Origin of the sequence: Escherichia sp. WS1451 (assembly GCF_046487365.1) — a bacterium.
GTDB classification, from domain to species: domain Bacteria; phylum Pseudomonadota; class Gammaproteobacteria; order Enterobacterales; family Enterobacteriaceae; genus Escherichia; species Escherichia coli.
Window position 1 is genome coordinate 25,545 of the sequence record NZ_JBJQJP010000028.1, and the last position, 21,533, is coordinate 47,077.

Sequence of the window (21,533 nt, forward strand, 5' to 3'; positions counted from 1 at the left end):
TTTTCCTTAATGTCCCGCAGGGCAACTGGCGCAGCGGTGTTGCTGCTCAAACTGACTAAAGAAATTATTGCCTTTATCATCTACCAGGATGAATGCGGGCAGATTTTCCACTTCCATCATCCACACCGCTTCCATACCCAGCTCCGGGTATTCCATGCAACGCAGACTTTTGACATATTCTTGCGCCAGTAACGCAGCTGCACCGCCAATACTTCCCAGATTGAAGCCGCCATGTTTGTGACAGGCATCGGTGACCTGCTGGCTGCGGTTACCTTTCGATAACATCACCAGACTGCCGCCAACCGCCTGGAAGGTATCGACATAACCGTCCATTCGACCGCCCGTGGTTGGACCCAGTGAACCGCAGGCCATGTTCTCCGGTGTTTTCGCCGGGCCAGCGTAATAGACAATATGATGCTTCAGGTAATCCGGCATCGGTTCGCCGCTATCCAGCCGCGCTTTTATTTTGGCGTGGGCGATATCGCGCGCCACTACGATGGGACCACTTAACGACACGCGGGTGCCTACCGGTAATCTGGCGAGATCCTGCATCACGTCACGCAACGGACGGTTTAGATCCAGCTGTACATGTTGCGCGTGATTTTCTTCCCGCAGTGAGGCTGGAATATATTGCCCCGGATTGTGTTCGAGTTTTTCCAGCCAGATACCGTGCTTGTTAATTTTTGCTTTGATATTGCGATCCGCAGAACAGGAGAGCGCCATAGCTATCGGGCAAGAGCCACCGTGACGCGGCAGACGAATGACGCGAATATCATGAGCGAAATATTTACCCCCAAATTGCGCACCAATACCAAATTGCTGACTGGCCTCGAGCAATACTTTTTCCAGCTCAATATCACGGAATGCTTGTCCCTGCTCGTTTCCGCTGGTGGGCAAATTGTCGTAATATTTCGTAGAGGCCAGCTTGGCAACTTTTAAGGTTTGATCGGCTGAAAGCCCTCCGACGACAAAGGCGATGTGGTAAGGCGGGCAGGCAGCGGTGCCCAGCGATTTCATTTTTTCGATTAAAAATGCGGTCAGTTTTTCTGGTTGCAATAGGGATTTGGTTTCCTGATAAAGCGCGGCTTTATTGGCAGAGCCGCCCCCTTTATTAATACAGAGAAAATGGTACTCATCACCAGCGACGGCGCTGATATCAATCTGCGCCGGTAGATTGGTTTGCGTATTGACTTCGGTATACATATCCAGTGGCGCATTTTGTGAAAAGCGCAGATTATTTTCCTGAAAAGTGGTGTAAATGCCTTTGCTTAAGGCTTCAGCGTCGTTACCTCCGGTCCATATCTGTTGCCCTTTACTGGCAACAATAGTTGCGGTGCCGGTATCCTGACAGTTGGGTAATACCCCTTTTGCTGAGACTTCAGCATTACGTAATAACTGCAACGCAACGTATTTATCATTACTACTGGCGTGCGGATCGTTAAGAATGCTGGCGACCTGTTGCAAATGAGCGGAACGTAAGAAAAAAGAGGCTTCATAAAATGCCTGCCGGGCAAGCAGCGTTAATGCTTCAGGAGCGATTTTTATCACTTCTTCGCCGTCTAATTCCGTTACTGTAATATGTTGATCGCTAATTAATGTATATTCTGTACCGTCTTTATTTTGTAGAAACGGTTCTTGCCAGATAAATGGTTTGGACATATTTCACTTTTCACCTTAAACGTTAGTTTTACTTAATTGCCGTCTAACTTCATGATCCGGCTTATAAAAATGCGTAGTCATTGGCTTCTGATTGCTTAAGATCCCCCTCAGGGCAGAGCAACGTTCGATTCATTGGGTTTTAATGCTTTACCCCGACAGCCCTCGCCGAAATGTTCGCCTTCCCACCGACTCACCATCGCAGCGCCCATTGCGTTGCTCATGACGTTTGTCGCGGAACGCCCCATATCAAGGAACGGATCAACGCCCATCAGCAAGATCAGCCCCGCTTCCGGAATATTGAACTGGTTGAGCGTGGCGGCGATAACCACCATTGAGGCGCGTGGTACGCCAGCCATTCCTTTCGAGGTCAACATCAGGATCAACAGCATGGTGATTTGCTCACCGATGGATAAATGGATATTGCAGGCCTGGGCGATGAAAACTGTGGCGAAGGAGCAGTAGGCCATTGATCCAACGAGATTAAATGAGTAGCCAATGGGTAAGACAAAGCTGGCAATTTTGGGGGAAACGCCAAATTGCTCCAGTTTTTCAAGCGTTCCCGGAAAAGCCGCTTCAGAACTGGATGTGGTAAATGCCAGCAGGGCGGGTTCCGAAAGGGCACGGGTCAGGCGTCTGATGCAGGGGCCGACATAAACGATGGCCAGACCGATAAGCAGCACCCAAAGTAACAACATGGTGAAATAAAATTCCCCCATAAAGATCCCGGCGCTCACCATAACTGCCAGTCCTCGTTCAGCAATCAATGCTGAAATAGCGGCGAATACGGTCAGGGGAGCGAAGAGCATGACGTAGCCAGTGAGCTTTAACATGGCATGTGCCAGCGAATCTAAGGCGTGAACGATGGCGCTGCCTTTCTCACCAATCGCCGTCAGGCTACAGCCGAGGAAAATTGAGAACACCACGATTTGCAAAATTTCATTGTGCGCCATGGCATCGACAATGCTGGTGGGGAAAGCATGCGAAATAAATACTTTTAGCGTAAAGGGTTCTGACGCGACCACTCCGGTGGTTTCGGCACCGTGTGCAACAAAATTAATTCCTGTGCCTGGCATGAAGAAATTTACCGTTATCAAGCCTAAGGCAATTGACAGCAATGAGGCGCAAATAAATAAAAAGAGTGTTTTAGAAAAAATACGACCAAGGGCTTTGGCATCTCCCATTTTAGCTATACCTACCACCAGGGTAGAGACCACTAACGGAGCGATAATCATTTTTATCAGTCGTAAGAAAATCGTCGTGAATATCGATATTTCTTGCGCATAGAGTTTTGCGGTTTCCGGTGAAGCAGTGTTATTGAGCACTACGCCGATAATCATTCCAAGTACCAGCGCCAAAAGAATCATCGTGGTTAAACTTATTTTCTTCATTTTTTCCTCCATCAGGTGCACGGCGATAAATCAGAATCAGGAGAAGTAGAAGCCTGAATAGAGATTCAGGCATCTACCTGCTATTACAACCTTACAAATAGCTGAAGTGTTGAACTGCAATAAGTGACGGGATGTCAGTTGGCTAAAAGTATTCGGATTTTTACAAATCGAAACTCATATTTAATAAAGGTGCATGTTGCTGTGCACCATAGACATCATTGTCACCTACATTCCCGGAGATAATATCTCGTGGCATGACGATTTTTACTGCGTTAGAAGGATCAAACCAGACAATACGGTGAATAAAGTCAGGTTCAACATGATATAAGCGCGCAATCAGTTCTGGGGTTAATTGCCCTGATGATTTAACTCGCTCATAGTTTTCTTTCGTTTTAAATAAAATATCTAAAACCAGTTCGTAAGGTCCGGCATTTTTCGAACGAATGACTTGCGCCAGTGAGACAATTGACTGTTTCATGCCTGAACTCCTTCTGGCGTCACCTGTTCAATATGGAAATCAAAACGCAGAGCGTCGTTGGCTTCAATCAGGTGATATATGGAAAATTCGTATACCGGCCCGCCCTGGATATCAGAAGGGGAGAACGGGAACGCCAGATTGCCTGCGGTAGCGATGCGGTTTTCATAGCCGTAGTGCAGCATGGTAGAGCGCACCAGCGAGCAAACGCTGTTGGCAATTTCCTGGGTCGGTGCAACTACATCAAGGACAATCCCCAGCTCATGCCCGGCAGTTTGCATCGGTTCATGGTCGCCCATCACCCCGTTTTTGCCGTACAGGTGGAAATTGATGCGAATGCTGTCATCGTCGAGCGACAGGTTACGCGAAACGCTGGTTTTGACTTCATCGATGATTTTATCGATCCCGGCGATCATGATCGGGTCGCGCGTTCCTGCGATGGTCAGACAGCGGAAGCCCACCCGTCGCGCACCTTCCAGTTTCAGGGCATACGGCGTTTCTTCATGCTTAGAACCGCTGACGTACACTTCGCCGTCATTGACCGCTTTAAATGTGCAGCCTTTCAGGTTCAACACGCCGCCAGGTCCAGGCAGGAAGTAGGGATCGGATTTCTCATACAGTGTGTGTGCAGCCGCTGACGTTTCGGTAAATTTACGCTTCGGATTAAATGTCTTCAGCGTAAAGCCGTTGTCATCAATGATGCCCATCGCACAGTCAGAGCCTGAGCCGGGCGTTGCGGCGATTGCCGCGCATTCAAGGATTTTCCCACAATGCAGCGCCAGACCTTCATCAAAGCCTTGCATGATCGGTAGCGCAGCAAAGCAGGCCGGGTCGTAAGCGCGCCCGCCCAGCACCACTTGCGCGCCTTCTTTCAGCGCCTGCTGGAAGGGTTCGATGCCCATTTGCGCGACGATATACGTACTTTCGTCAATCGCGTCGTGGGTTAACGGCGGGACAAAATCCAGCGCCGTGATTTTGCCGTTATCCAGCGCCTGGTGGACGATGGCTTTGTCAACGTCTGCCGGGATCAGCGCCATCGAGAACACGAGTTGCTCTTCCCGGGCAATCTCATGAATTATTTCTCGGCACCACTCCAGGTGTGGAGCGGCACCAGAACCGCCGGCCGTTCCGATCACCACCGGTATATTATTTTGCACGCCTGCGGTGATCATATAGCGCAGATCGCGCTTGACCCCTGCGCGATCGGTAAACGGTTTGCCCGCTCCGAGGTAGTGGGGGCCAGGATCGGAAGAGCCTGCATCAACGGCGATCAGATCGGGCGATTCTGCCATCGCTTTGCGGAAGCTCTCTTCCGGGAATCCATACCCGAGGATTGCCGTTGGCGATAAGACTTTAAAAGAACGAGCCATTTGTTAATCCTTAGCCTGCAACAGCGCGATAGTACGATTCATTTCGTTGAAGACGATATCGAGGCCTTCGTCAAAGCCCATCCCTGGCTTTACCAGCATACGCATAGGGCGAGCGGCAAGGGCGACGTGGACACAGGTGCGGGCACTGACATCAGTTTCATTGCAGGTGCCGCCCTGGTACGCTTCCATGCTGTGGCTGTTGCAGTAAAGAACCGCATCGACGATGTTGTGAATACTGCCCAGATCCGGGGTTTTGATTTGCACCATGTGACAACTGGCGGCATCAGTGAAATCAACAATATCCTGGTAGGTGTTACACCATTCATCGGCCACAATTTTCACGCCGGAACCGAGGCGCGTCAGCTCTTTGGTAATCGCGGTCAGCAGGCGAATTTGATCGGGCTTGTTACCGGCATCGACCGGCCCTTCAATGTAGAGCGGCAGGCCTTGCGCTTCTTTTTCCAGGCTGGCGATGTATTGCGCACAGCGAAGCGGATCCATATCGAAGATCAGACCGATAGTGCCGTATACATCGATGTGCAGGGTAGGGTGGTAGCGTGCGCTGGTGCGCTTGCTCAGAATACGATCCGACAGCCAGCGGACATATTCGCGCAGTTTTTCACCTTTAAAGCCCAGTTTCTCTTCGACGTTATTAATCAGTGCATGGGGCAGCACGTCGATGCCTTTAAGGATCATCTTATCGACGGCGATATATCGATCGTCCCCGCTCTGACCAAATAATGGAATGGATTCCGCCACGCGTGGCAACTGACATTCATCGCAAACTACTTCAGTTTTCAGACGGCCGGTTGCCAGCGCGGTAGCATCAAGCAGCGCCTGTGATAATCCGTAGCGCACGGCGGTATGTAGCAAGTTGCCGTCAATACGCAATTTGTCGAAGAAACGGGCATTCGGCAGGAAAGCATCCACATCGCGGCCTACCAGTAATGGCTTGATATGGTCGTTGAGGAACGGAATAAAGTGCTCTGCGAGGAACAGTGGATCGCGACCACCTGCCCCGGAATACTGTACGGCAGCACAGTCACCTACGGCGACCGCGCCGTTTTCCAGAATCAACTGTACCGATACGCACTCCCCGGCCTGACGTACGGCGTTAAACCCCTGTGTTACTGGCTCCCCGGTATAAAAAAAGCCGTCGTGACCCGCTCCGTTTTTTATCGCCTGCTGGTCATCGAAATAGAATGAGGAGTAGCCAGCGGTGAACAGGGCCTGTTTTATTTTCATTATGGTCTTCCTATTAATTTACTGTGGGATACAGCATTGATGTCATCTACAACCATCTGGAATGTCGGTTGGCGTCCTTCAAAGCGTGCGCGTTCAGCAACGTAATCGTGGTGGAGGTCGAGAATATCTTTTGGCAATGGAACGGCTCCGGCTTCCAGTACGCGTATCGCGCCGGTGTTGTCACGGACCGGAAGAATTTTGCCCGCGTTGCAGGCGGCTGGCGCAAACGGCACATCCAGTACGCCCGCTTCAAATGCCAGCACCGTACCGCGCGCAATATCACCATTACCCAGTTCGAACACTTTATTCAGTACCGCGCGAACCTCGCTCTTAATCAGTTCAATTTCCAGTTCAACCGCAGGGCACGGCGGGAATTTCTGCTCGTTGACCATGTTGAGCATCTGGCGGGAGGCTTTCAGCCCCTGAATGTTGGCAGCGGCAGTCGGGATACCCCAGGCTTCGTGCGGACTTTTGGTGATGACTTTGGTGGCACCAGACATCCCCGCGACGGCTGCGCCCCAGGAGATAATAGCGAACGCTTTCGATTCGTCTTCCGGAAAGCCGCCCATCCACTGGTGAAATACGGTACTTAATTCATAGTCTGTATAGCCATAGCTCTGAAAGTATTCGTGTGCAAGTTCACGCAGAGACTGGATCGCCGCGACATCCTGCGTCAGGCTGCCGACCTGTCCATAACCAACGGTGATAGATTTCACACCCTGTTCCAGCGCCAGTAATCCTTCGATTATCGCGATAGAGTGCGAGATAAACGGCGGGATCAGGGTACCCGTTAGTGGGCCAAACGGTTCGCGGTTGATGCGGATCCCGTGTTCTTCATACATCCCCATTAAACGGTCGCAGTACTGCCAGTCGCGGATCGATTTTTCCAGCGTTACGCGCTTGGCATACGGAATATTGTAGGAAATGCCGCCGCCTTCATAACTGGTAAAGCCGCTGGCCATCGAGATTTCAGCCAGCAGACGCGCATCTGGCGTGCCGTGGCGGATCTGTAGCGGTTTTTGCAGAGTTTCGGTGAGGTGACGGCAAGCTGCGACGCCGTGGTTAACGACCGGTAAACCGTTCAGTTTAGAGGTTCCGGCTTCGATGGATTTTTTAATCCCTACAGCCGCTTCTTCGTACCGATTCAGACGGGTATATGCATCGATGGTGCTCGGCAGCAGATCGCACTCTTCTTGTAGTGTTTTCAGTAGTTCGATGTGTTCGTCCATCAGCGCCACGCCTGCGCGCGGTTGGCTAAGAGTTTTACCTTCCTTGTCTGCTTTCAGTAGAGCAAGAGAGAAGCGTTTATGCTCAGGAATGGTTTGTTGGTATTTAACGCCATCTTCAAAGTTTTCAACATCCTTGCCGGTTTCCCAGGTTTTCAGTACCTGTTGCCGCTCGGTCATGAATTCGTCATGGGTTAATTTCTTATTTCGAAGTTCCATTGATTGCAGCCTTAATTGTTATAGGGTTAAGCATTGAATACTGGTGCGCGCGGCGGCCAGCGGATCGACTCTGGCGACGTTTGCCAGCAGTGGTAATAGCCCCCGGGAATCGCGGTAATATTCAAATTCGGTCGGTAAGAGAATGCGTTTACCGTCGTCGTTTAACTCGCGGTATTTCAACCAGTGATGCATATCGAACTGACTGGCACGCGAGAGCCATCCGCCGGATCCGACGACTTTACGCACGGTTGTCAGGTCACGTCCCATCTGTAAATCGACATTGCCGACGCAGGTGCAGACCTCTTTTTTGGTGCCCGCATGTCTTTCGGTGGCATAACCCACACACAGTCCGGCCAGGACTGTATCGAAATATTTTTCTTCTGCATTCGCGGGTAAGTAGTCGGGATGAGCGACTAGATGACGGAGGTAATGATAAAAAGCGTCCAGCTGTGCGGGTTGCTGAGCAAAATTCACATTGACTAACTCTTTCGCACTTTCACCAACCACCATTGCCGAGACGCGCATTCCCAGATCGCCTTCCACCGTCCGTTTCACGAAGGGTTCCGGTACGCCGTGTAAAACGGTGTCGGGCGAGAGCTTGTTGGCACAGGCGGAATAGACATCGGTGGTTGCGCCACCCATGTCGATCAGCATGAACTCTTTCCAGCTGTGATCGACATTACTGATTGCCTTAACCAGTTCAAAGACTGTCCACGGTGTCGGCATTGGTTCTTCGCCTGTTTTATCAACAACGACATCCAGCCCTTTCCCTTTAATGATGCGTTTAAGGAATATGTCGCAGATAGCCTGGCGTGCAGCTAAAGGGTTCGGATGGTCAAGATCGGGCAGAACGTTGTCGACGATGGTCAGGTCTTTATGCCCTAGGATCTCCTGCACCTCGTCCTGAATATCCCGGTTTCCGGCATAAATAATGGCGCAGTCGAGTTTGGATTCTGCCAGCACACGGGCGTTATTCAGGCCGTAACTTTCTTCTCCGCCGTCGGTGCCGCCGGTGAACAAGAGAATATCGGGCTGCGTTTCTTCCAGTGCCTGGATATCACGGCGGTTCAGCTTGTAGGAGTAATATTGCGCAATTTTAGCCCCCGCAGAGTGAGCGGTTACTTTCGCGGTTTCCAGGGTGATAGAAGGCACCAATCCCATTGCGGCAACCGCCAGCCCACCTTTGGCAGAGGAGGAATACTTCAATGCAACCTCACCGTTGTTAAACAGGGGGAGGGCATTATCTACGTTTAACACCAGGTTCAGGCTGGAGAAAAACCCCTTCGCCAGATGATGGGTGGTGGTTGGGGTCAGTACCTGGTTAACCAACGTTAACGCGTCCCCCTCCCGGGCGAAGAGGGCTGCTTTGGTCCACGTCGATCCAATATCGACAGAGACGATTTGCATCAGATTGCCTCTTCAAGAATACGAGTATCAACGTCATGACGTTGGTTGATATCGTGTGCCATCAGCTGACAAACATCTTCTAAGTCATGACTTGGGGCAAAGACGCGATCAAATCCCATCTCTTTGAATTTGGTTTCCACGTCAGCGAAGTCATGTTTTCCGACCACCAGGTTACCGCCCACATAGAGCAGGATGTCCCCTAGTCCACGCTCGATGCAGCGTTCGCGCATGCCCAGACAGTCGATATCGCCATGCCCATAGATAGAGGAGACGACAATCGCGTCAGCGCCAGTTTCAATGGCCGCATCAATATATTCGTCCTGGCTGACCATTACGCCCAGATTAATGACTCTGAAGCCATGGTTGCTAAAAACGCGGTCCAGAACTTTATTGCCTACTGCATGGCAGTCCGCGCCAATAACGCCAATCACAAGTGTTGCTTTCTTCATGGGTAATCCTTTGTAAGACAGAGAGTAAAATAAGTTACACACGTCGTATTTATGGCCGTTCATAACGGCACAGGTTTAATATCACAGGAGTGTCTTTATCTGACCGTAATGTTGCAATTGATCTATTTTCAAAATGTCTTTCGGGAAATGATTGTTTAAAGTATGTTTTTAAATTCTCATGTTAATTCAGTGTGTTATGTCAACTAATGTCATGAATGTTAAATTTTTAAAATTAACTTGATTTGGTGTATTGAGGTATTTGTGATCTACTTCTAATTTGCATTTTAGTGATATGGGTTTAGCCATGAGTAAATGCATTTCATAAAATTTAAGTCGAATTTCACTGCAATTCATCTCTGCTTAATGTAAAAATAATGTTGAAAATAACAAATGGTTAATGATTCATGCGAATTATGACCTTAGTTAGCTCTTTTGATTTTTCGTAAAAAAGAGAGGTACATGAAGGTGCTACCAGTATGAGTAACGTTAATCAAAGGTTTTATTACGTCTGGCAATAACGCAGGCCATTTTCGCGACTGGGTGGATTTAATCAGTATAATCCTCATACAATAGTTCACGATTAACTGAACCGTTAACGGGGATTTGGTGTTGAAATTTAGAAATGGCGGAGTCAATTAATGAAGACAATATCGAAAAAATGACAGTGTCAGAATTAATTTCAATTAATCCTTCTCGTTGTTGACCAAAAAAAATATTTATCTTGATTTCATTTGTACTACGGCAATCAATATGTAGTAATTTTTGATCGCTGAGATTTTCTGTTTCATAAATGTTTTTGGCGATAGTCGGATGTATTGATGCCAGACATCTGCTCAGATAAGCCAGATCCTTTAGGGAACACCCCGCTGAGTAGAGGATGTCAGAGAATTTTTGTGTGTCAACTGTTGTCTCTGAAGCGTATGTTGCATTGACAGGAAGGGTGTTGAAAGAGATTTGAGATGGGATCATTATTTAAATCTTTCCGTGAGTAATAAAAATTAATCCCCGGGCATTGTTTAGCAATATTTGCCACAGGGAATATATAAAAATTAAAGTATTTGATTGGCATCGGTTAACTGATCAATAACCAGTGCCAGATTGGTAAACATTTTGAAAAAGCGATACTGGCTCGGAATATCTCTTTCAAAGACGAAACATTCAATGTCATTGTTTGAAAAATAAAGGACTAGTGTTGCTGATTCGTCAGGAAAAATATGGAAATATATCTGGTTACCAGAAGGAGGATAGTCCAGAAGAAGGGTATCTTTGCCCGTCACATACCTGTTGTGGTCGTGGATGCTACGCTCACACTTCATCAGAGGTGTCATGATACTCATGTATTCATCTGATGTTAATATATTAAAATCACCATCCATTTTAAAGAAACGATAAAGTAACAGTACATCCTCTTGCGTAACCGGTTCGTTTGTTTTTAGAGGGAAATAAGTGGGAACCAGAAGATGAGGTTCTAATCTATTTTGTTGAGCGCTATAACTAAATTTGAACATAAATTCGGGATCGCTCATCAATTGAGCGACATAATTATGCCTGGCTTCAAAAATTTTAACTTTTATCAGGTTAAATAAGTCTGTTTCGTCATCCTGTATTAAAAGACATTGGCCATAGCAGTCAGGCTTTTTTTCATTATAAGCAGAAACGGTTATTCTGTCAGGAGTGTCAACGTTATATCCAAAAGCCAGATAGTGACCGTCCTCATCGAGATTTGTTTCCAGGTTATTTAAATTTATCACATGAAGTGTTTGCAATGCTGATTCAATGAGCTGTTGACTCTCTGAGGTAAATGTTTCGCGCTGCGTTGTATAAAGTGTATCGATTCCAACGACTATCCGATATGGGTCAAGGATGGCGGCAATCATCTTTATTACCTGCACAGTCATGGGTGATGTCATTGATTCTTTATCTGTTTTTAGAGGATCATTAGATGGCCAACCTGAGAAGCGATTGACAGCAGAACTGATATTATCAGGACTCATAGCAGCAACCTCATTGTAATCAAGCGAGGCGCTGAGCGTACTCGGCTATAGAAAAACTAACTTGCAAAAATCGCTCATTTTTCATTTATCAGGCGAAAGTGGTCTCTGTTCACTCAGAAACAATCACTCCCGCTAAGTCATACCTGTTTCATCGATACATTTAAGTGATTATTACTAATGAAACAATAACATAACGGGCTTACGGCCGGTGCTCATAAAGGCAACAATCAATTAACTTTGATAAAAATATGTTATGTAAAATAGCAACAAATTGGCTAATCTAATCAATTGGTATTATAAAAAGTGGATAAGGCGGTTCTGTTAAATAAAACACTGGTTTTTTATCTATACCTTTTCATTGTAATAATTGTGTTGCATAAATATTTCACAATAAATTAACAATAAAATCACCAATGATCTATGGTTTATACATAATTAACATATTTGGTTGGTTTTGATATAAATCAATTTTTAATTCTTGAAAAAAATCTGCAAAACACGATAAATTGTCGTAGATCAAATTGGTGAGATCGTGACAATTTCGCTATAAATTGATCACTGTCGAAAAATGCAAATTTGCTCAATAAAAACCTGTTTATTGTAAGGATTTTGCGGCGTAATATAATTACGGGATCAATTTGGTTTATTCATTAACATATTTGTAACTTTTTTATCATTGTCTTTTCCTCTTTTGATGAAATGGCAACGATAGAGGCGAGCAAATAATTTTGTATTGGGGCATGCGTGTGACCCTTTCTAACGGGGTTCACTCTCGGAGTCTTCATGCGATGAGCAAGGAGTCATGATGTTAGATATAGTCGAACTGTCGCGCTTACAGTTTGCCTTGACCGCGATGTACCACTTCCTTTTTGTGCCACTGACGCTCGGTATGGCGTTCCTGCTGGCCATTATGGAAACGGTCTACGTCCTTTCCGGCAAACAGATTTATAAAGATATGACCAAGTTCTGGGGCAAGTTGTTTGGTATCAACTTCGCTCTGGGTGTGGCTACCGGTCTGACCATGGAGTTCCAGTTCGGGACTAACTGGTCTTACTATTCCCACTATGTAGGGGATATCTTCGGTGCGCCGCTGGCAATCGAAGGTCTAATGGCCTTCTTCCTCGAATCCACCTTTGTAGGTCTGTTCTTCTTCGGTTGGGATCGTCTGGGTAAAGTTCAGCATATGTGTGTCACCTGGCTGGTGGCGCTCGGTTCAAACCTGTCCGCACTGTGGATTCTGGTTGCGAACGGCTGGATGCAAAACCCAATCGCGTCCGATTTCAACTTTGAAACTATGCGTATGGAGATGGTGAGCTTCTCCGAGCTGGTGCTTAACCCGGTTGCTCAGGTGAAATTCGTTCACACTGTAGCGTCTGGTTATGTGACTGGCGCGATGTTCATCCTCGGTATCAGCGCATGGTATATGCTGAAAGGTCGTGACTTCGCCTTCGCTAAACGCTCCTTTGCTATCGCTGCCAGCTTCGGTATGGCTGCCGTTCTGTCTGTTATTGTTCTGGGTGATGAATCTGGTTACGAAATGGGCGACGTGCAGAAAACCAAACTGGCTGCTATTGAAGCCGAGTGGGAAACGCAACCTGCGCCTGCTGCCTTTACTCTGTTCGGCATTCCTGATCAGGAAGAGGAGACGAACAAATTTGCGATCCAGATCCCTTACGCGCTGGGCATCATTGCAACGCGTTCCGTGGATACTCCAGTTATCGGCCTGAAAGAACTGATGGTGCAGCATGAAGAACGCATTCGTAACGGGATGAAGGCGTACTCTCTGCTCGAGCAACTGCGTTCTGGTTCTACCGACCAGGCGGTTCGTGACCAGTTCAATAGCATGAAGAAAGACCTCGGTTACGGTCTGCTGCTGAAACGCTATACGCCAAACGTGGCTGATGCGACTGAAGCACAGATTCAACAGGCAACCAAAGACTCCATTCCGCGTGTAGCGCCGCTGTACTTCGCGTTCCGTATCATGGTGGCGTGTGGCTTCCTGCTGCTGGCAATCATCGCGCTCTCTTTCTGGAGTGTCATCCGCAACCGCATTGGCGAGAAAAAATGGCTGCTGCGCGCCGCGCTGTACGGTATTCCGCTGCCGTGGATTGCTGTAGAAGCGGGCTGGTTTGTGGCTGAATATGGCCGCCAACCGTGGGCTATCGGTGAAGTGCTGCCGACAGCTGTGGCGAACTCGTCACTGACCGCAGGCGATCTCATCTTCTCAATGGTGCTGATTTGCGGCCTGTATACCCTGTTCCTGGTGGCAGAATTGTTCTTAATGTTCAAGTTTGCACGCCTCGGCCCAAGCAGCCTGAAAACCGGTCGCTATCACTTTGAGCAGTCTTCCACGACTACTCAGCCGGCACGCTAAGACAGGAGTCGTCAAATGATCGATTATGAAGTATTGCGTTTTATCTGGTGGCTGCTGGTTGGCGTTCTGCTGATTGGTTTTGCAGTCACTGACGGTTTCGACATGGGGGTGGGCATGCTCACCCGTTTCCTCGGTCGTAACGACACCGAGCGTCGAATTATGATTAACTCCATTGCTCCACACTGGGACGGTAACCAGGTTTGGCTGATCACCGCGGGCGGCGCACTCTTTGCTGCCTGGCCGATGGTCTATGCCGCTGCGTTCTCCGGCTTCTATGTGGCGATGATCCTCGTGCTGGCGTCTTTGTTCTTCCGTCCGGTCGGTTTTGACTACCGCTCCAAGATTGAAGAAACCCGCTGGCGTAACATGTGGGACTGGGGCATCTTCATTGGTAGCTTCGTTCCGCCGCTGGTGATTGGTGTAGCGTTCGGTAACCTGTTGCAGGGCGTACCGTTCAACGTTGATGAATATCTGCGTCTGTACTACACCGGTAACTTCTTCCAGCTGCTTAACCCGTTCGGCCTGCTGGCAGGCGTGGTGAGCGTAGGGATGATCATTACTCAGGGCGCAACCTATCTGCAAATGCGTACCGTGGGCGAACTGCACCTGCGTACCCGTGCAACGGCTCAGGTGGCGGCACTGGTGACACTGGTCTGCTTCGCACTGGCTGGCGTATGGGTGATGTACGGTATCGATGGTTATGTCGTGAAATCGACAATGGACCATTACGCAGCCTCTAACCCGCTGAATAAAGAAGTGGTTCGTGAAGCTGGCGCATGGCTGGTTAACTTCAACAACACGCCAATTCTGTGGGCTATTCCGGCACTGGGTGTGGTTCTGCCGCTGCTGACCATCCTGACTGCACGTATGGATAAAGCCGCGTGGGCGTTTGTGTTCTCCTCCCTGACGCTGGCCTGCATCATCCTGACTGCCGGTATCGCAATGTTCCCGTTTGTGATGCCGTCCAGCACCATGATGAACGCAAGTCTGACAATGTGGGATGCAACTTCCAGCCAGCTGACACTTAACGTCATGACCTGGGTTGCGGTGGTTCTGGTACCGATCATTCTGCTCTACACCGCCTGGTGTTACTGGAAAATGTTCGGTCGTATCACCAAAGAAGATATTGAACGTAACACCCACTCTCTGTACTAAGTAAGGAGCTAAAAATGTGGTATTTCGCATGGATTCTGGGAACGCTTCTTGCCTGTTCGTTTGGGGTAATCACCGCGCTGGCGCTTGAGCACGTCGAATCAGGCAAAGCCGGTCAAGAAGACATCTGATGAGTAAGATTATCGCAACCTTGTATGCGGTAATGGACAAGCGCCCCCTGCGGGCGCTTTCCTTCGTGATGGCGCTTCTGTTAGCAGGATGTATGTTTTGGGACCCATCTCGTTTTGCCGCGAAGACCAGTGAACTGGAAATCTGGCATGGTTTATTGCTGATGTGGGCCGTCTGTGCTGGTGTGATTCACGGCGTGGGCTTTCGTCCGCAGAAGGTTCTCTGGCAAGGGATTTTTTGCCCATTGCTTGCCGATATTGTTCTCATTGTCGGGCTGATTTTCTTCTTCTTTTAAATCAGAATTCTCTTTAAAAATTTATGGGCCGCTTCAGGCCCATAAATTTTTACGCTCCCTTAACTTGCCCTCATTCCCAAACCTCAATCGCGCGCGTATAGTAGCAGCGTTTAAAAGCTCTAACTTTTGTTGCATTACCGGGATGTAAAGTGAATACAACGCTGTTTCGATGGCCGGTTCGCGTCTACTATGAAGATACCGATGCCGGTGGTGTGGTGTACCACGCCAGTTACGTCGCTTTTTATGAAAGAGCACGCACAGAGATGCTGCGTCATCATCACTTCAGTCAGCAGGCGCTGATGGCTGAACGCGTTGCCTTTGTGGTGCGTAAAATGACGGTGGAATATTATGCACCTGCGCGGCTCGACGATATGCTCGAAATACAGACTGAAATAACATCAATGCGTGGCACCTCTTTGGTTTTCACGCAACGTATTGTCAACGCCGAGAATACTTTGCTGAATGAAGCAGAGGTTCTGGTTGTTTGCGTTGACCCACTCAAAATGAAGCCTCGTGCGCTTCCCAAGTCTATTGTCGCGGAGTTTAAGCAGTGACTGACATGAATATCCTTGATTTGTTCCTGAAGGCTAGCCTTCTGGTTAAACTTATCATGTTGATTTTGATTGGTTTTTCAATCGCATCCTGGGCCATTATTATCCAGCGGACCCGTATTCTTAACGCAGCGGCGCGTGAAGCCGAAGCGTTTGAAGATAAATTCTGGTCTGGAATCGAACTCTCTCGCCTCTATCAAGAGAGTCAGGGGAAACGGGATAATCTGACTGGTTCGGAACAAATCTTTTACAGCGGGTTCAAAGAGTTTGTGCGCCTGCATCGTGCCAATAGCCATGCGCCGGAAGCCGTAGTGGAAGGGGCGTCGCGTGCTATGCGTATCTCCATGAACCGTGAACTTGAAAATCTGGAAACGCACATTCCGTTCCTCGGTACGGTTGGCTCCATCAGCCCGTATATTGGTCTGTTTGGTACGGTCTGGGGGATCATGCACGCCTTTATCGCCCTCGGGGCAGTAAAACAAGCGACACTGCAAATGGTTGCGCCCGGTATCGCAGAAGCGTTGATTGCGACGGCAATTGGTCTGTTCGCCGCAATTCCGGCGGTAATGGCTTATAACCGCCTCAACCAGCGCGTAAACAAGCTGGAACTGAATTACGACAACTTTATGGAAGAGTTTACCGCGATTCTGCACCGCCAGGCGTTTACCGTTAGCGAGAGCAACAAGGGGTAAGCCATGGCCAGAGCGCGTGGACGAGGTCGTCGCGATCTCAAGTCCGAAATCAACATTGTACCGTTGCTGGACGTACTGCTGGTGCTGTTGCTGATCTTTATGGCGACAGCGCCCATCATTACCCAGAGCGTGGAGGTCGATCTGCCAGACGCTACTGAATCACAGGCGGTGAGCAGTAACGATAATCCGCCAGTGATTGTTGAAGTGTCTGGTATTGGTCAGTACACCGTGGTGGTTGAGAAAGATCGCCTGGAGCGTTTACCACCAGAGCAGGTGGTGGCGGAAGTGTCCAGCCGTTTCAAGGCCAACCCGAAAACGGTCTTTCTGATCGGTGGCGCAAAAGATGTGCCTTACGATGAAATAATTAAAGCACTGAACTTGTTACATAGTGCGGGTGTGAAATCGGTTGGTTTAATGACGCAGCCTATCTAAACATCTGCGTTTCCCTTGCTTGAAAGAGAGCGGGTAACAGGCGAACAGTTTTTGGAAACCGAGAGTGTCAAAGGCAACCGAACAAAACGACAAGCTCAAACGGGCGATAATTATTTCAGCAGTGCTGCATGTCATCTTATTTGCGGCGCTGATCTGGAGTTCGTTCGATGAGAATATAGAAGCTTCAGCCGGAGGCGGCGGTGGTTCGTCCATCGACGCTGTCATGGTTGATTCAGGTGCGGTAGTTGAGCAGTACAAACGCATGCAAAGCCAGGAATCAAGCGCGAAGCGTTCTGATGAGCAGCGCAAGATGAAGGAACAGCAGGCTGCTGAAGAACTGCGTGAGAAACAAGCGGCTGAACAGGAACGCCTGAAGCAACTTGAGAAAGAGCGGTTAGCGGCTCAGGAACAGAAAAAGCAGGCTGAAGAAGCCGCAAAACAGGCCGAGTTAAAGCAGAAGCAAGCGGAAGAAGCGGCAGCGAAAGCGGCGGCAGATGCTAAAGCGAAGGCTGAAGCGGATGCAAAAGCTGCGGAAGAAGCAGCGAAGAAAGCGGCTGCAGACGCGAAGAAAAAAGCAGAAGCAGAAGCCGCCAAAGCCGCAGCCGAAGCGCAGAAAAAAGCCGAGGCAGCCGCGGCGGCACTGAAGAAGAAAGCGGAAGCGGCAGAAGCAGCTGCAGCTGAAGCAAGAAAGAAAGCGGCAACTGAAGCTGCTGAAAAAGCCAAAGCAGAAGCTGAGAAGAAAGCGGCTGCTGAAAAGGCTGCAGCTGATAAGAAAGCGGCAGCAGAGAAAGCGGCAGCCGACAAAAAAGCAGCAGAAAAAGCGGCTGCTGAAAAGGCAGCAGCTGATAAGAAAGCAGCGGCAGAAAAAGCCGCCGCAGACAAAAAAGCGGCAGCGGCAAAAGCAGCAGCTGAAAAAGCCGCTGCAGCAAAAGCTGCCGCAGAGGCAGATGATATTTTCGGTGAGCTAAGCTCTGGTAAGAATGCACCGAAAACGGGGGGAGGGGCGAAAGGGAACAATGCTTCGCCAGCCGGGAGTGGTAATACTAAAAACAATGGCGCATCAGGGGCCGATATCAATAACTATGCCGGGCAGATTAAATCTGCTATCGAAAGTAAGTTCTATGACGCATCGTCCTATGCAGGCAAAACCTGTACGCTGCGCATAAAACTGGCACCCGATGGCATGTTACTGGATATCAAACCTGAAGGTGGCGATCCCGCACTTTGTCAGGCTGCGTTGGCAGCAGCTAAACTTGCGAAGATCCCGAAACCACCAAGCCAGGCAGTATATGAAGTGTTCAAAAACGCGCCATTGGACTTCAAACCGTAATCGCGATGTTGACTGTTCCGACGGTCAACATCAGGCACCGGTTGCCACGGGGTTCTGGTAGTTTTGTGTATTTTAGTTTGTTAACATTCTGCTAAATTATCGTGGGCCATCGGTCCAGATAAGGGAGATATGATGAAGCAGGCATTACGAGTAGCATTTGGTTTTCTCATACTGTGGGCATCAGTTCTGCATGCTGAAGTCCGCATTGTGATCGACAGCGGTGTAGATTCCGGTCGTCCTATTGGAGTTGTTCCTTTCCAGTGGGCGGGCCCTGGTGCGGCACCTGAAGATATTGGCGGCATCGTTGCTGCCGACTTGCGTAACAGCGGTAAATTTAATCCGTTAGATCGCGCTCGTCTGCCACAGCAGCCGGGTAGTGCGCAGGAAGTACAACCAGCTGCATGGTCCGCGCTGGGTATTGACGCTGTAGTTGTCGGTCAGGTCACTCCGAATCCGGATGGTTCTTACAATGTTGCTTATCAACTTGTTGACACTGGCGGCGCACCGGGTACTGTACTTGCTCAGAACTCGTACAAAGTGAACAAGCAGTGGCTGCGTTATGCTGGTCATACCGCCAGTGATGAAGTGTTTGAAAAACTGACCGGCATTAAAGGTGCGTTTCGTACCCGTATTGCCTACGTTGTTCAGACCAACGGCGGTCAGTTCCCGTATGAACTGCGCGTATCTGACTATGACGGTTACAACCAGTTTGTCGTTCACCGTTCACCGCAGCCGCTGATGTCTCCGGCGTGGTCACCAGACGGTTCTAAACTGGCTTATGTGACCTTCGAAAGCGGTCGTTCCGCGCTGGTTATTCAGACGCTGGCAAATGGCGCTGTACGTCAGGTGGCTTCATTCCCGCGTCACAACGGTGCACCTGCATTCTCGCCAGACGGCAGCAAACTGGCATTCGCCTTGTCGAAAACCGGTAGTCTGAACCTGTACGTAATGGATTTGGCTTCTGGTCAGATCCGCCAGGTGACTGATGGTCGCAGTAACAATACCGAACCGACCTGGTTCCCGGATAGCCAGAACCTTGCATTTACTTCTGACCAGGCCGGTCGTCCACAGGTTTATAAAGTGAATATCAACGGCGGTGCGCCACAACGTATTACCTGGGAAGGTTCGCAGAACCAGGATGCGGATGTCAGCAGCGACGGTAAATTTATGGTAATGGTTAGCTCCAACGGTGGACAGCAGCACATTGCCAAACAAGATCTGGCAACGGGAGGCGTACAAGTTCTGTCGTCCACGTTCCTGGATGAAACGCCAAGTCTGGCACCTAACGGCACTATGGTAATCTACAGCTCTTCTCAGGGGATGGGATCCGTGCTGAATTTGGTTTCTACAGATGGGCGTTTCAAAGCGCGTCTTCCGGCAACTGATGGACAGGTCAAATTCCCTGCCTGGTCGCCGTATCTGTGATAATAATTAATTGAATAGTAAAGGAATCATTGAAATGCAACTGAACAAAGTGCTGAAAGGGCTGATGATTGCTCTGCCTGTTATGGCAATTGCGGCATGTTCTTCCAACAAGAACGCCAGCAATGACGGCAGCGAAGGCATGCTGGGTGCCGGCACTGGTATGGATGCGAACGGCGGCAACGGCAACATGTCTTCCGAAGAGCAGGCTCGTCTGCAAATGCAACAGCTGCAGCAGAACAACATCGTTTACTTCGATCTGGACAAGTACGATATCCGTTCTGACTTCGCTCAAATGCTGGATGCACATGCAAACTTCCTGCGTAGCAACCCGTCTTACAAAGTCACCGTAGAAGGTCACGCGGACGAACGTGGTACTCCGGAATACAACATCTCCCTGGGTGAACGTCGTGCGAACGCCGTTAAGATGTACCTGCAGGGTAAAGGCGTTTCTGCAGACCAGATCTCCATCGTTTCTTACGGTAAAGAAAAACCTGCAGTACTGGGTCATGACGAAGCGGCATACTCCAAAAACCGTCGTGCGGTACTGGTTTACTAAGAGAATTGCATGAGCAGTAACTTCAGACATCAACTATTGAGTCTGTCGTTACTGGTTGGTATAGCGGCCCCCTGGGCCGCTTTTGCTCAGGCACCAATCAGTAGTGTCGGCTCAGGCTCGGTCGAAGACCGCGTCACTCAACTTGAGCGTATTTCTAATGCTCACAGCCAGCTTTTAACCCAACTCCAGCAACAACTCTCTGATAATCAATCCGATATTGATTCCCTGCGTGGTCAGATTCAGGAAAATCAGTATCAACTGAATCAGGTCGTGGAGCGGCAAAAGCAGATCCTGTTGCAGATCGACAGCCTCAGCAGCGGTGGTGCAGCGGCGCAATCAACCAGCGGTGATCAAAGCGGTGCGGCGGCATCAACGACGCCGACAGCTGATGCTGGTACTGCGAATGCTGGCGCGCCGGTGAAAAGCGGTGATGCAAACACGGATTACAATGCAGCTATTGCGCTGGTGCAGGATAAATCCCGCCAGGATGACGCAATGGTGGCATTTCAGAATTTCATCAAAAATTACCCTGATTCAACTTACCTGCCAAACGCCAATTATTGGCTGGGTCAGTTAAACTACAACAAGGGTAAAAAAGATGATGCGGCGTACTATTTTGCTTCGGTAGTGAAAAACTATCCGAAGTCACCAAAGGCTGCAGATGCGATGTTTAAAGTCGGCGTCATCATGCAGGACAAAGGTGACACCGCAAAAGCGAAAGCCGTATACCAGCAGGTTATCAGTAAATACCCTGGTACTGATGGCGCTAAACAGGCGCAAAAACGTCTGAACGCGATGTAATGCATAACACACGACCAGAAGTCGCATTATTTCTGGTCGTGTCGTGCGAATCATAAGCAGTTGAGTGATCTACATCGAAATTTTTGTTGCGCTCAAGTCTGAAATCAGTAATATATGCCGCCGTTGCCACGGGATATCAAACAAACCGAAAGCAACGAAAAAGTGGGTCGTTAGCTCAGTTGGTAGAGCAGTTGACTTTTAATCAATTGGTCGCAGGTTCGAATCCTGCACGACCCACCACTAACATAATTAGTTGTAGTATCCAGCGTAGTATCGGGTGATTAGCTCAGCTGGGAGAGCACCTCCCTTACAAGGAGGGGGTCGGCGGTTCGATCCCGTCATCACCCACCACCGGGTCGTTAGC

21 protein-coding genes and 2 tRNA genes are annotated in these 21,533 nt (G+C 49.1%); 13 read left to right on the plus strand and 10 right to left on the minus strand.

Going from position 1 to position 21,533, the window contains the following annotated elements; all coding sequences use genetic code 11:
* Positions 1 to 6: 6 nt before the first annotated feature.
* The 10 genes from ACJHX7_RS23255 to ACJHX7_RS23300 all read right to left on the minus strand — a co-directional run bounded on the left by ACJHX7_RS23255 (position 7) and on the right by ACJHX7_RS23300 (position 11,432).
* On the minus strand, positions 7 to 1,659 hold the full coding sequence (locus tag ACJHX7_RS23255) for a class I fumarate hydratase (protein ID WP_094030445.1): 1,653 nt from the start codon (positions 1,657 to 1,659) through the stop codon (positions 7 to 9).
* Between the two features lie 107 nt (positions 1,660 to 1,766).
* Entirely contained in the window at positions 1,767 to 3,047 is a 1,281-nt protein-coding gene (locus ACJHX7_RS23260) for a dicarboxylate/amino acid:cation symporter (protein ID WP_000724204.1), read from the minus strand.
* 160 nt (positions 3,048 to 3,207) lie between these two features.
* Positions 3,208 to 3,525, minus strand: a complete 318-nt coding sequence (locus ACJHX7_RS23265; RefSeq protein WP_000813947.1) for a DUF4387 domain-containing protein — start codon at positions 3,523 to 3,525, stop codon at positions 3,208 to 3,210.
* Positions 3,522 to 4,892, minus strand: a complete 1,371-nt coding sequence (locus tag ACJHX7_RS23270) for an acyclic terpene utilization AtuA family protein (protein WP_094030446.1) — start codon at positions 4,890 to 4,892, stop codon at positions 3,522 to 3,524. Before ACJHX7_RS23270 ends, ACJHX7_RS23265 begins: the two co-directional genes overlap by 4 nt.
* Positions 4,893 to 4,895: 3 nt before the next feature.
* On the minus strand, positions 4,896 to 6,137 hold the full coding sequence (locus ACJHX7_RS23275) for a methylaspartate ammonia-lyase (RefSeq protein WP_094030447.1): 1,242 nt from the start codon (positions 6,135 to 6,137) through the stop codon (positions 4,896 to 4,898).
* Positions 6,137 to 7,582 carry a methylaspartate mutase subunit E gene (locus ACJHX7_RS23280; RefSeq protein WP_094030448.1) on the minus strand — a complete coding sequence of 482 codons (1,446 nt, stop codon included), beginning with the start codon at positions 7,580 to 7,582 and terminating at the stop codon, positions 6,137 to 6,139. The genes ACJHX7_RS23275 and ACJHX7_RS23280 overlap by 1 nt, the downstream gene beginning before the upstream one ends.
* A gap of 18 nt (positions 7,583 to 7,600) precedes the next feature.
* The gene (gene glmL, locus ACJHX7_RS23285; protein WP_410231706.1) at positions 7,601 to 8,989 is read right to left on the minus strand and encodes a methylaspartate mutase accessory protein GlmL; all 1,389 of its coding nucleotides are present in this window, start codon (positions 8,987 to 8,989) and stop codon (positions 7,601 to 7,603) included.
* Positions 8,989 to 9,438, minus strand: a complete 450-nt coding sequence (glmS, locus tag ACJHX7_RS23290; RefSeq protein ID WP_000710397.1) for a methylaspartate mutase subunit S — start codon at positions 9,436 to 9,438, stop codon at positions 8,989 to 8,991. The genes glmL and glmS overlap by 1 nt, the downstream gene beginning before the upstream one ends.
* Before the next feature lie 546 nt (positions 9,439 to 9,984).
* Positions 9,985 to 10,407 (minus strand): hypothetical protein, encoded by a 423-nt coding sequence (locus ACJHX7_RS23295; RefSeq protein ID WP_000613114.1) that lies wholly within the window; start codon positions 10,405 to 10,407, stop codon positions 9,985 to 9,987.
* Between the two features lie 80 nt (positions 10,408 to 10,487).
* Positions 10,488 to 11,432: a hypothetical protein gene (locus ACJHX7_RS23300; protein WP_022645391.1), complete on the minus strand. Its 945-nt coding sequence runs from the start codon at positions 11,430 to 11,432 to the stop codon at positions 10,488 to 10,490.
* Positions 11,433 to 12,237: 805 nt separating this feature from the next.
* Between ACJHX7_RS23300 and cydA the strand changes: the two genes are divergently transcribed.
* The 13 genes from cydA to ACJHX7_RS23365 all read left to right on the plus strand — a co-directional run bounded on the left by cydA (position 12,238) and on the right by ACJHX7_RS23365 (position 21,520).
* Positions 12,238 to 13,806 carry a cytochrome ubiquinol oxidase subunit I gene (gene cydA, locus ACJHX7_RS23305; RefSeq protein ID WP_000884361.1) on the plus strand — a complete coding sequence of 523 codons (1,569 nt, stop codon included), beginning with the start codon at positions 12,238 to 12,240 and terminating at the stop codon, positions 13,804 to 13,806.
* A gap of 15 nt (positions 13,807 to 13,821) precedes the next feature.
* Positions 13,822 to 14,961: a cytochrome d ubiquinol oxidase subunit II gene (gene cydB, locus ACJHX7_RS23310; RefSeq protein WP_000568275.1), complete on the plus strand. Its 1,140-nt coding sequence runs from the start codon at positions 13,822 to 13,824 to the stop codon at positions 14,959 to 14,961.
* A 14-nt stretch (positions 14,962 to 14,975) separates the two neighbouring features.
* On the plus strand, positions 14,976 to 15,089 hold the full coding sequence (cydX, locus tag ACJHX7_RS23315; protein ID WP_000270282.1) for a cytochrome bd-I oxidase subunit CydX: 114 nt from the start codon (positions 14,976 to 14,978) through the stop codon (positions 15,087 to 15,089).
* Complete coding sequence (ybgE, locus tag ACJHX7_RS23320) at positions 15,089 to 15,382, plus strand: cyd operon protein YbgE (protein WP_000034602.1); 294 nt, start codon at positions 15,089 to 15,091, stop codon at positions 15,380 to 15,382. Before cydX ends, ybgE begins: the two co-directional genes overlap by 1 nt.
* A gap of 149 nt (positions 15,383 to 15,531) precedes the next feature.
* The gene (gene ybgC, locus ACJHX7_RS23325; protein WP_001098384.1) at positions 15,532 to 15,936 is read left to right on the plus strand and encodes a tol-pal system-associated acyl-CoA thioesterase; all 405 of its coding nucleotides are present in this window, start codon (positions 15,532 to 15,534) and stop codon (positions 15,934 to 15,936) included.
* On the plus strand, positions 15,933 to 16,625 hold the full coding sequence (tolQ, locus tag ACJHX7_RS23330; protein ID WP_000131314.1) for a Tol-Pal system protein TolQ: 693 nt from the start codon (positions 15,933 to 15,935) through the stop codon (positions 16,623 to 16,625). Before ybgC ends, tolQ begins: the two co-directional genes overlap by 4 nt.
* A gap of 3 nt (positions 16,626 to 16,628) precedes the next feature.
* Complete coding sequence (tolR, locus tag ACJHX7_RS23335; RefSeq protein WP_000090097.1) at positions 16,629 to 17,057, plus strand: colicin uptake protein TolR; 429 nt, start codon at positions 16,629 to 16,631, stop codon at positions 17,055 to 17,057.
* 64 nt (positions 17,058 to 17,121) lie between these two features.
* A complete protein-coding gene (tolA, locus tag ACJHX7_RS23340; RefSeq protein ID WP_000030637.1) occupies positions 17,122 to 18,387 on the plus strand; it encodes a cell envelope integrity protein TolA in 1,266 nt (421 codons plus the stop codon).
* Between the two features lie 132 nt (positions 18,388 to 18,519).
* Complete coding sequence (gene tolB, locus ACJHX7_RS23345) at positions 18,520 to 19,812, plus strand: Tol-Pal system beta propeller repeat protein TolB (protein ID WP_001295307.1); 1,293 nt, start codon at positions 18,520 to 18,522, stop codon at positions 19,810 to 19,812.
* Between the two features lie 34 nt (positions 19,813 to 19,846).
* Entirely contained in the window at positions 19,847 to 20,368 is a 522-nt protein-coding gene (pal, locus tag ACJHX7_RS23350; protein ID WP_001295306.1) for a peptidoglycan-associated lipoprotein Pal, read from the plus strand.
* Between the two features lie 9 nt (positions 20,369 to 20,377).
* A complete protein-coding gene (gene cpoB / locus ACJHX7_RS23355; RefSeq protein WP_000097569.1) occupies positions 20,378 to 21,169 on the plus strand; it encodes a cell division protein CpoB in 792 nt (263 codons plus the stop codon).
* Between the two features lie 164 nt (positions 21,170 to 21,333).
* Positions 21,334 to 21,409, plus strand: a tRNA-Lys gene (locus ACJHX7_RS23360).
* 35 nt (positions 21,410 to 21,444) lie between these two features.
* Positions 21,445 to 21,520: transfer RNA gene (locus ACJHX7_RS23365), tRNA-Val, on the plus strand.
* The last annotated feature ends 13 nt before the right edge of the window (positions 21,521 to 21,533 follow it).

Coding starts and splice junctions, on each gene's coding strand:
- ACJHX7_RS23255 (WP_094030445.1), bottom strand. CDS start 1,659: ATGTCCAAACCATTTATCTGGCAAGAACCGTTTCTACAAAATAAAGAC.
- ACJHX7_RS23260 (WP_000724204.1), bottom strand. CDS start 3,047: ATGAAGAAAATAAGTTTAACCACGATGATTCTTTTGGCGCTGGTACTT.
- ACJHX7_RS23265 (WP_000813947.1), bottom strand. CDS start 3,525: ATGAAACAGTCAATTGTCTCACTGGCGCAAGTCATTCGTTCGAAAAAT.
- ACJHX7_RS23270 (WP_094030446.1), bottom strand. CDS start 4,892: ATGGCTCGTTCTTTTAAAGTCTTATCGCCAACGGCAATCCTCGGGTAT.
- ACJHX7_RS23275 (WP_094030447.1), bottom strand. CDS start 6,137: ATGAAAATAAAACAGGCCCTGTTCACCGCTGGCTACTCCTCATTCTAT.
- ACJHX7_RS23280 (WP_094030448.1), bottom strand. CDS start 7,582: ATGGAACTTCGAAATAAGAAATTAACCCATGACGAATTCATGACCGAG.
- glmL (WP_410231706.1), bottom strand. CDS start 8,989: ATGCAAATCGTCTCTGTCGATATTGGATCGACGTGGACCAAAGCAGCC.
- glmS (WP_000710397.1), bottom strand. CDS start 9,438: ATGAAGAAAGCAACACTTGTGATTGGCGTTATTGGCGCGGACTGCCAT.
- ACJHX7_RS23295 (WP_000613114.1), bottom strand. CDS start 10,407: ATGATCCCATCTCAAATCTCTTTCAACACCCTTCCTGTCAATGCAACA.
- ACJHX7_RS23300 (WP_022645391.1), bottom strand. CDS start 11,432: ATGAGTCCTGATAATATCAGTTCTGCTGTCAATCGCTTCTCAGGTTGG.
- cydA (WP_000884361.1), top strand. CDS start 12,238: ATGTTAGATATAGTCGAACTGTCGCGCTTACAGTTTGCCTTGACCGCG.
- cydB (WP_000568275.1), top strand. CDS start 13,822: ATGATCGATTATGAAGTATTGCGTTTTATCTGGTGGCTGCTGGTTGGC.
- cydX (WP_000270282.1), top strand. CDS start 14,976: ATGTGGTATTTCGCATGGATTCTGGGAACGCTTCTTGCCTGTTCGTTT.
- ybgE (WP_000034602.1), top strand. CDS start 15,089: ATGAGTAAGATTATCGCAACCTTGTATGCGGTAATGGACAAGCGCCCC.
- tolR (WP_000090097.1), top strand. CDS start 16,629: ATGGCCAGAGCGCGTGGACGAGGTCGTCGCGATCTCAAGTCCGAAATC.
- tolB (WP_001295307.1), top strand. CDS start 18,520: ATGAAGCAGGCATTACGAGTAGCATTTGGTTTTCTCATACTGTGGGCA.
- pal (WP_001295306.1), top strand. CDS start 19,847: ATGCAACTGAACAAAGTGCTGAAAGGGCTGATGATTGCTCTGCCTGTT.
- cpoB (WP_000097569.1), top strand. CDS start 20,378: ATGAGCAGTAACTTCAGACATCAACTATTGAGTCTGTCGTTACTGGTT.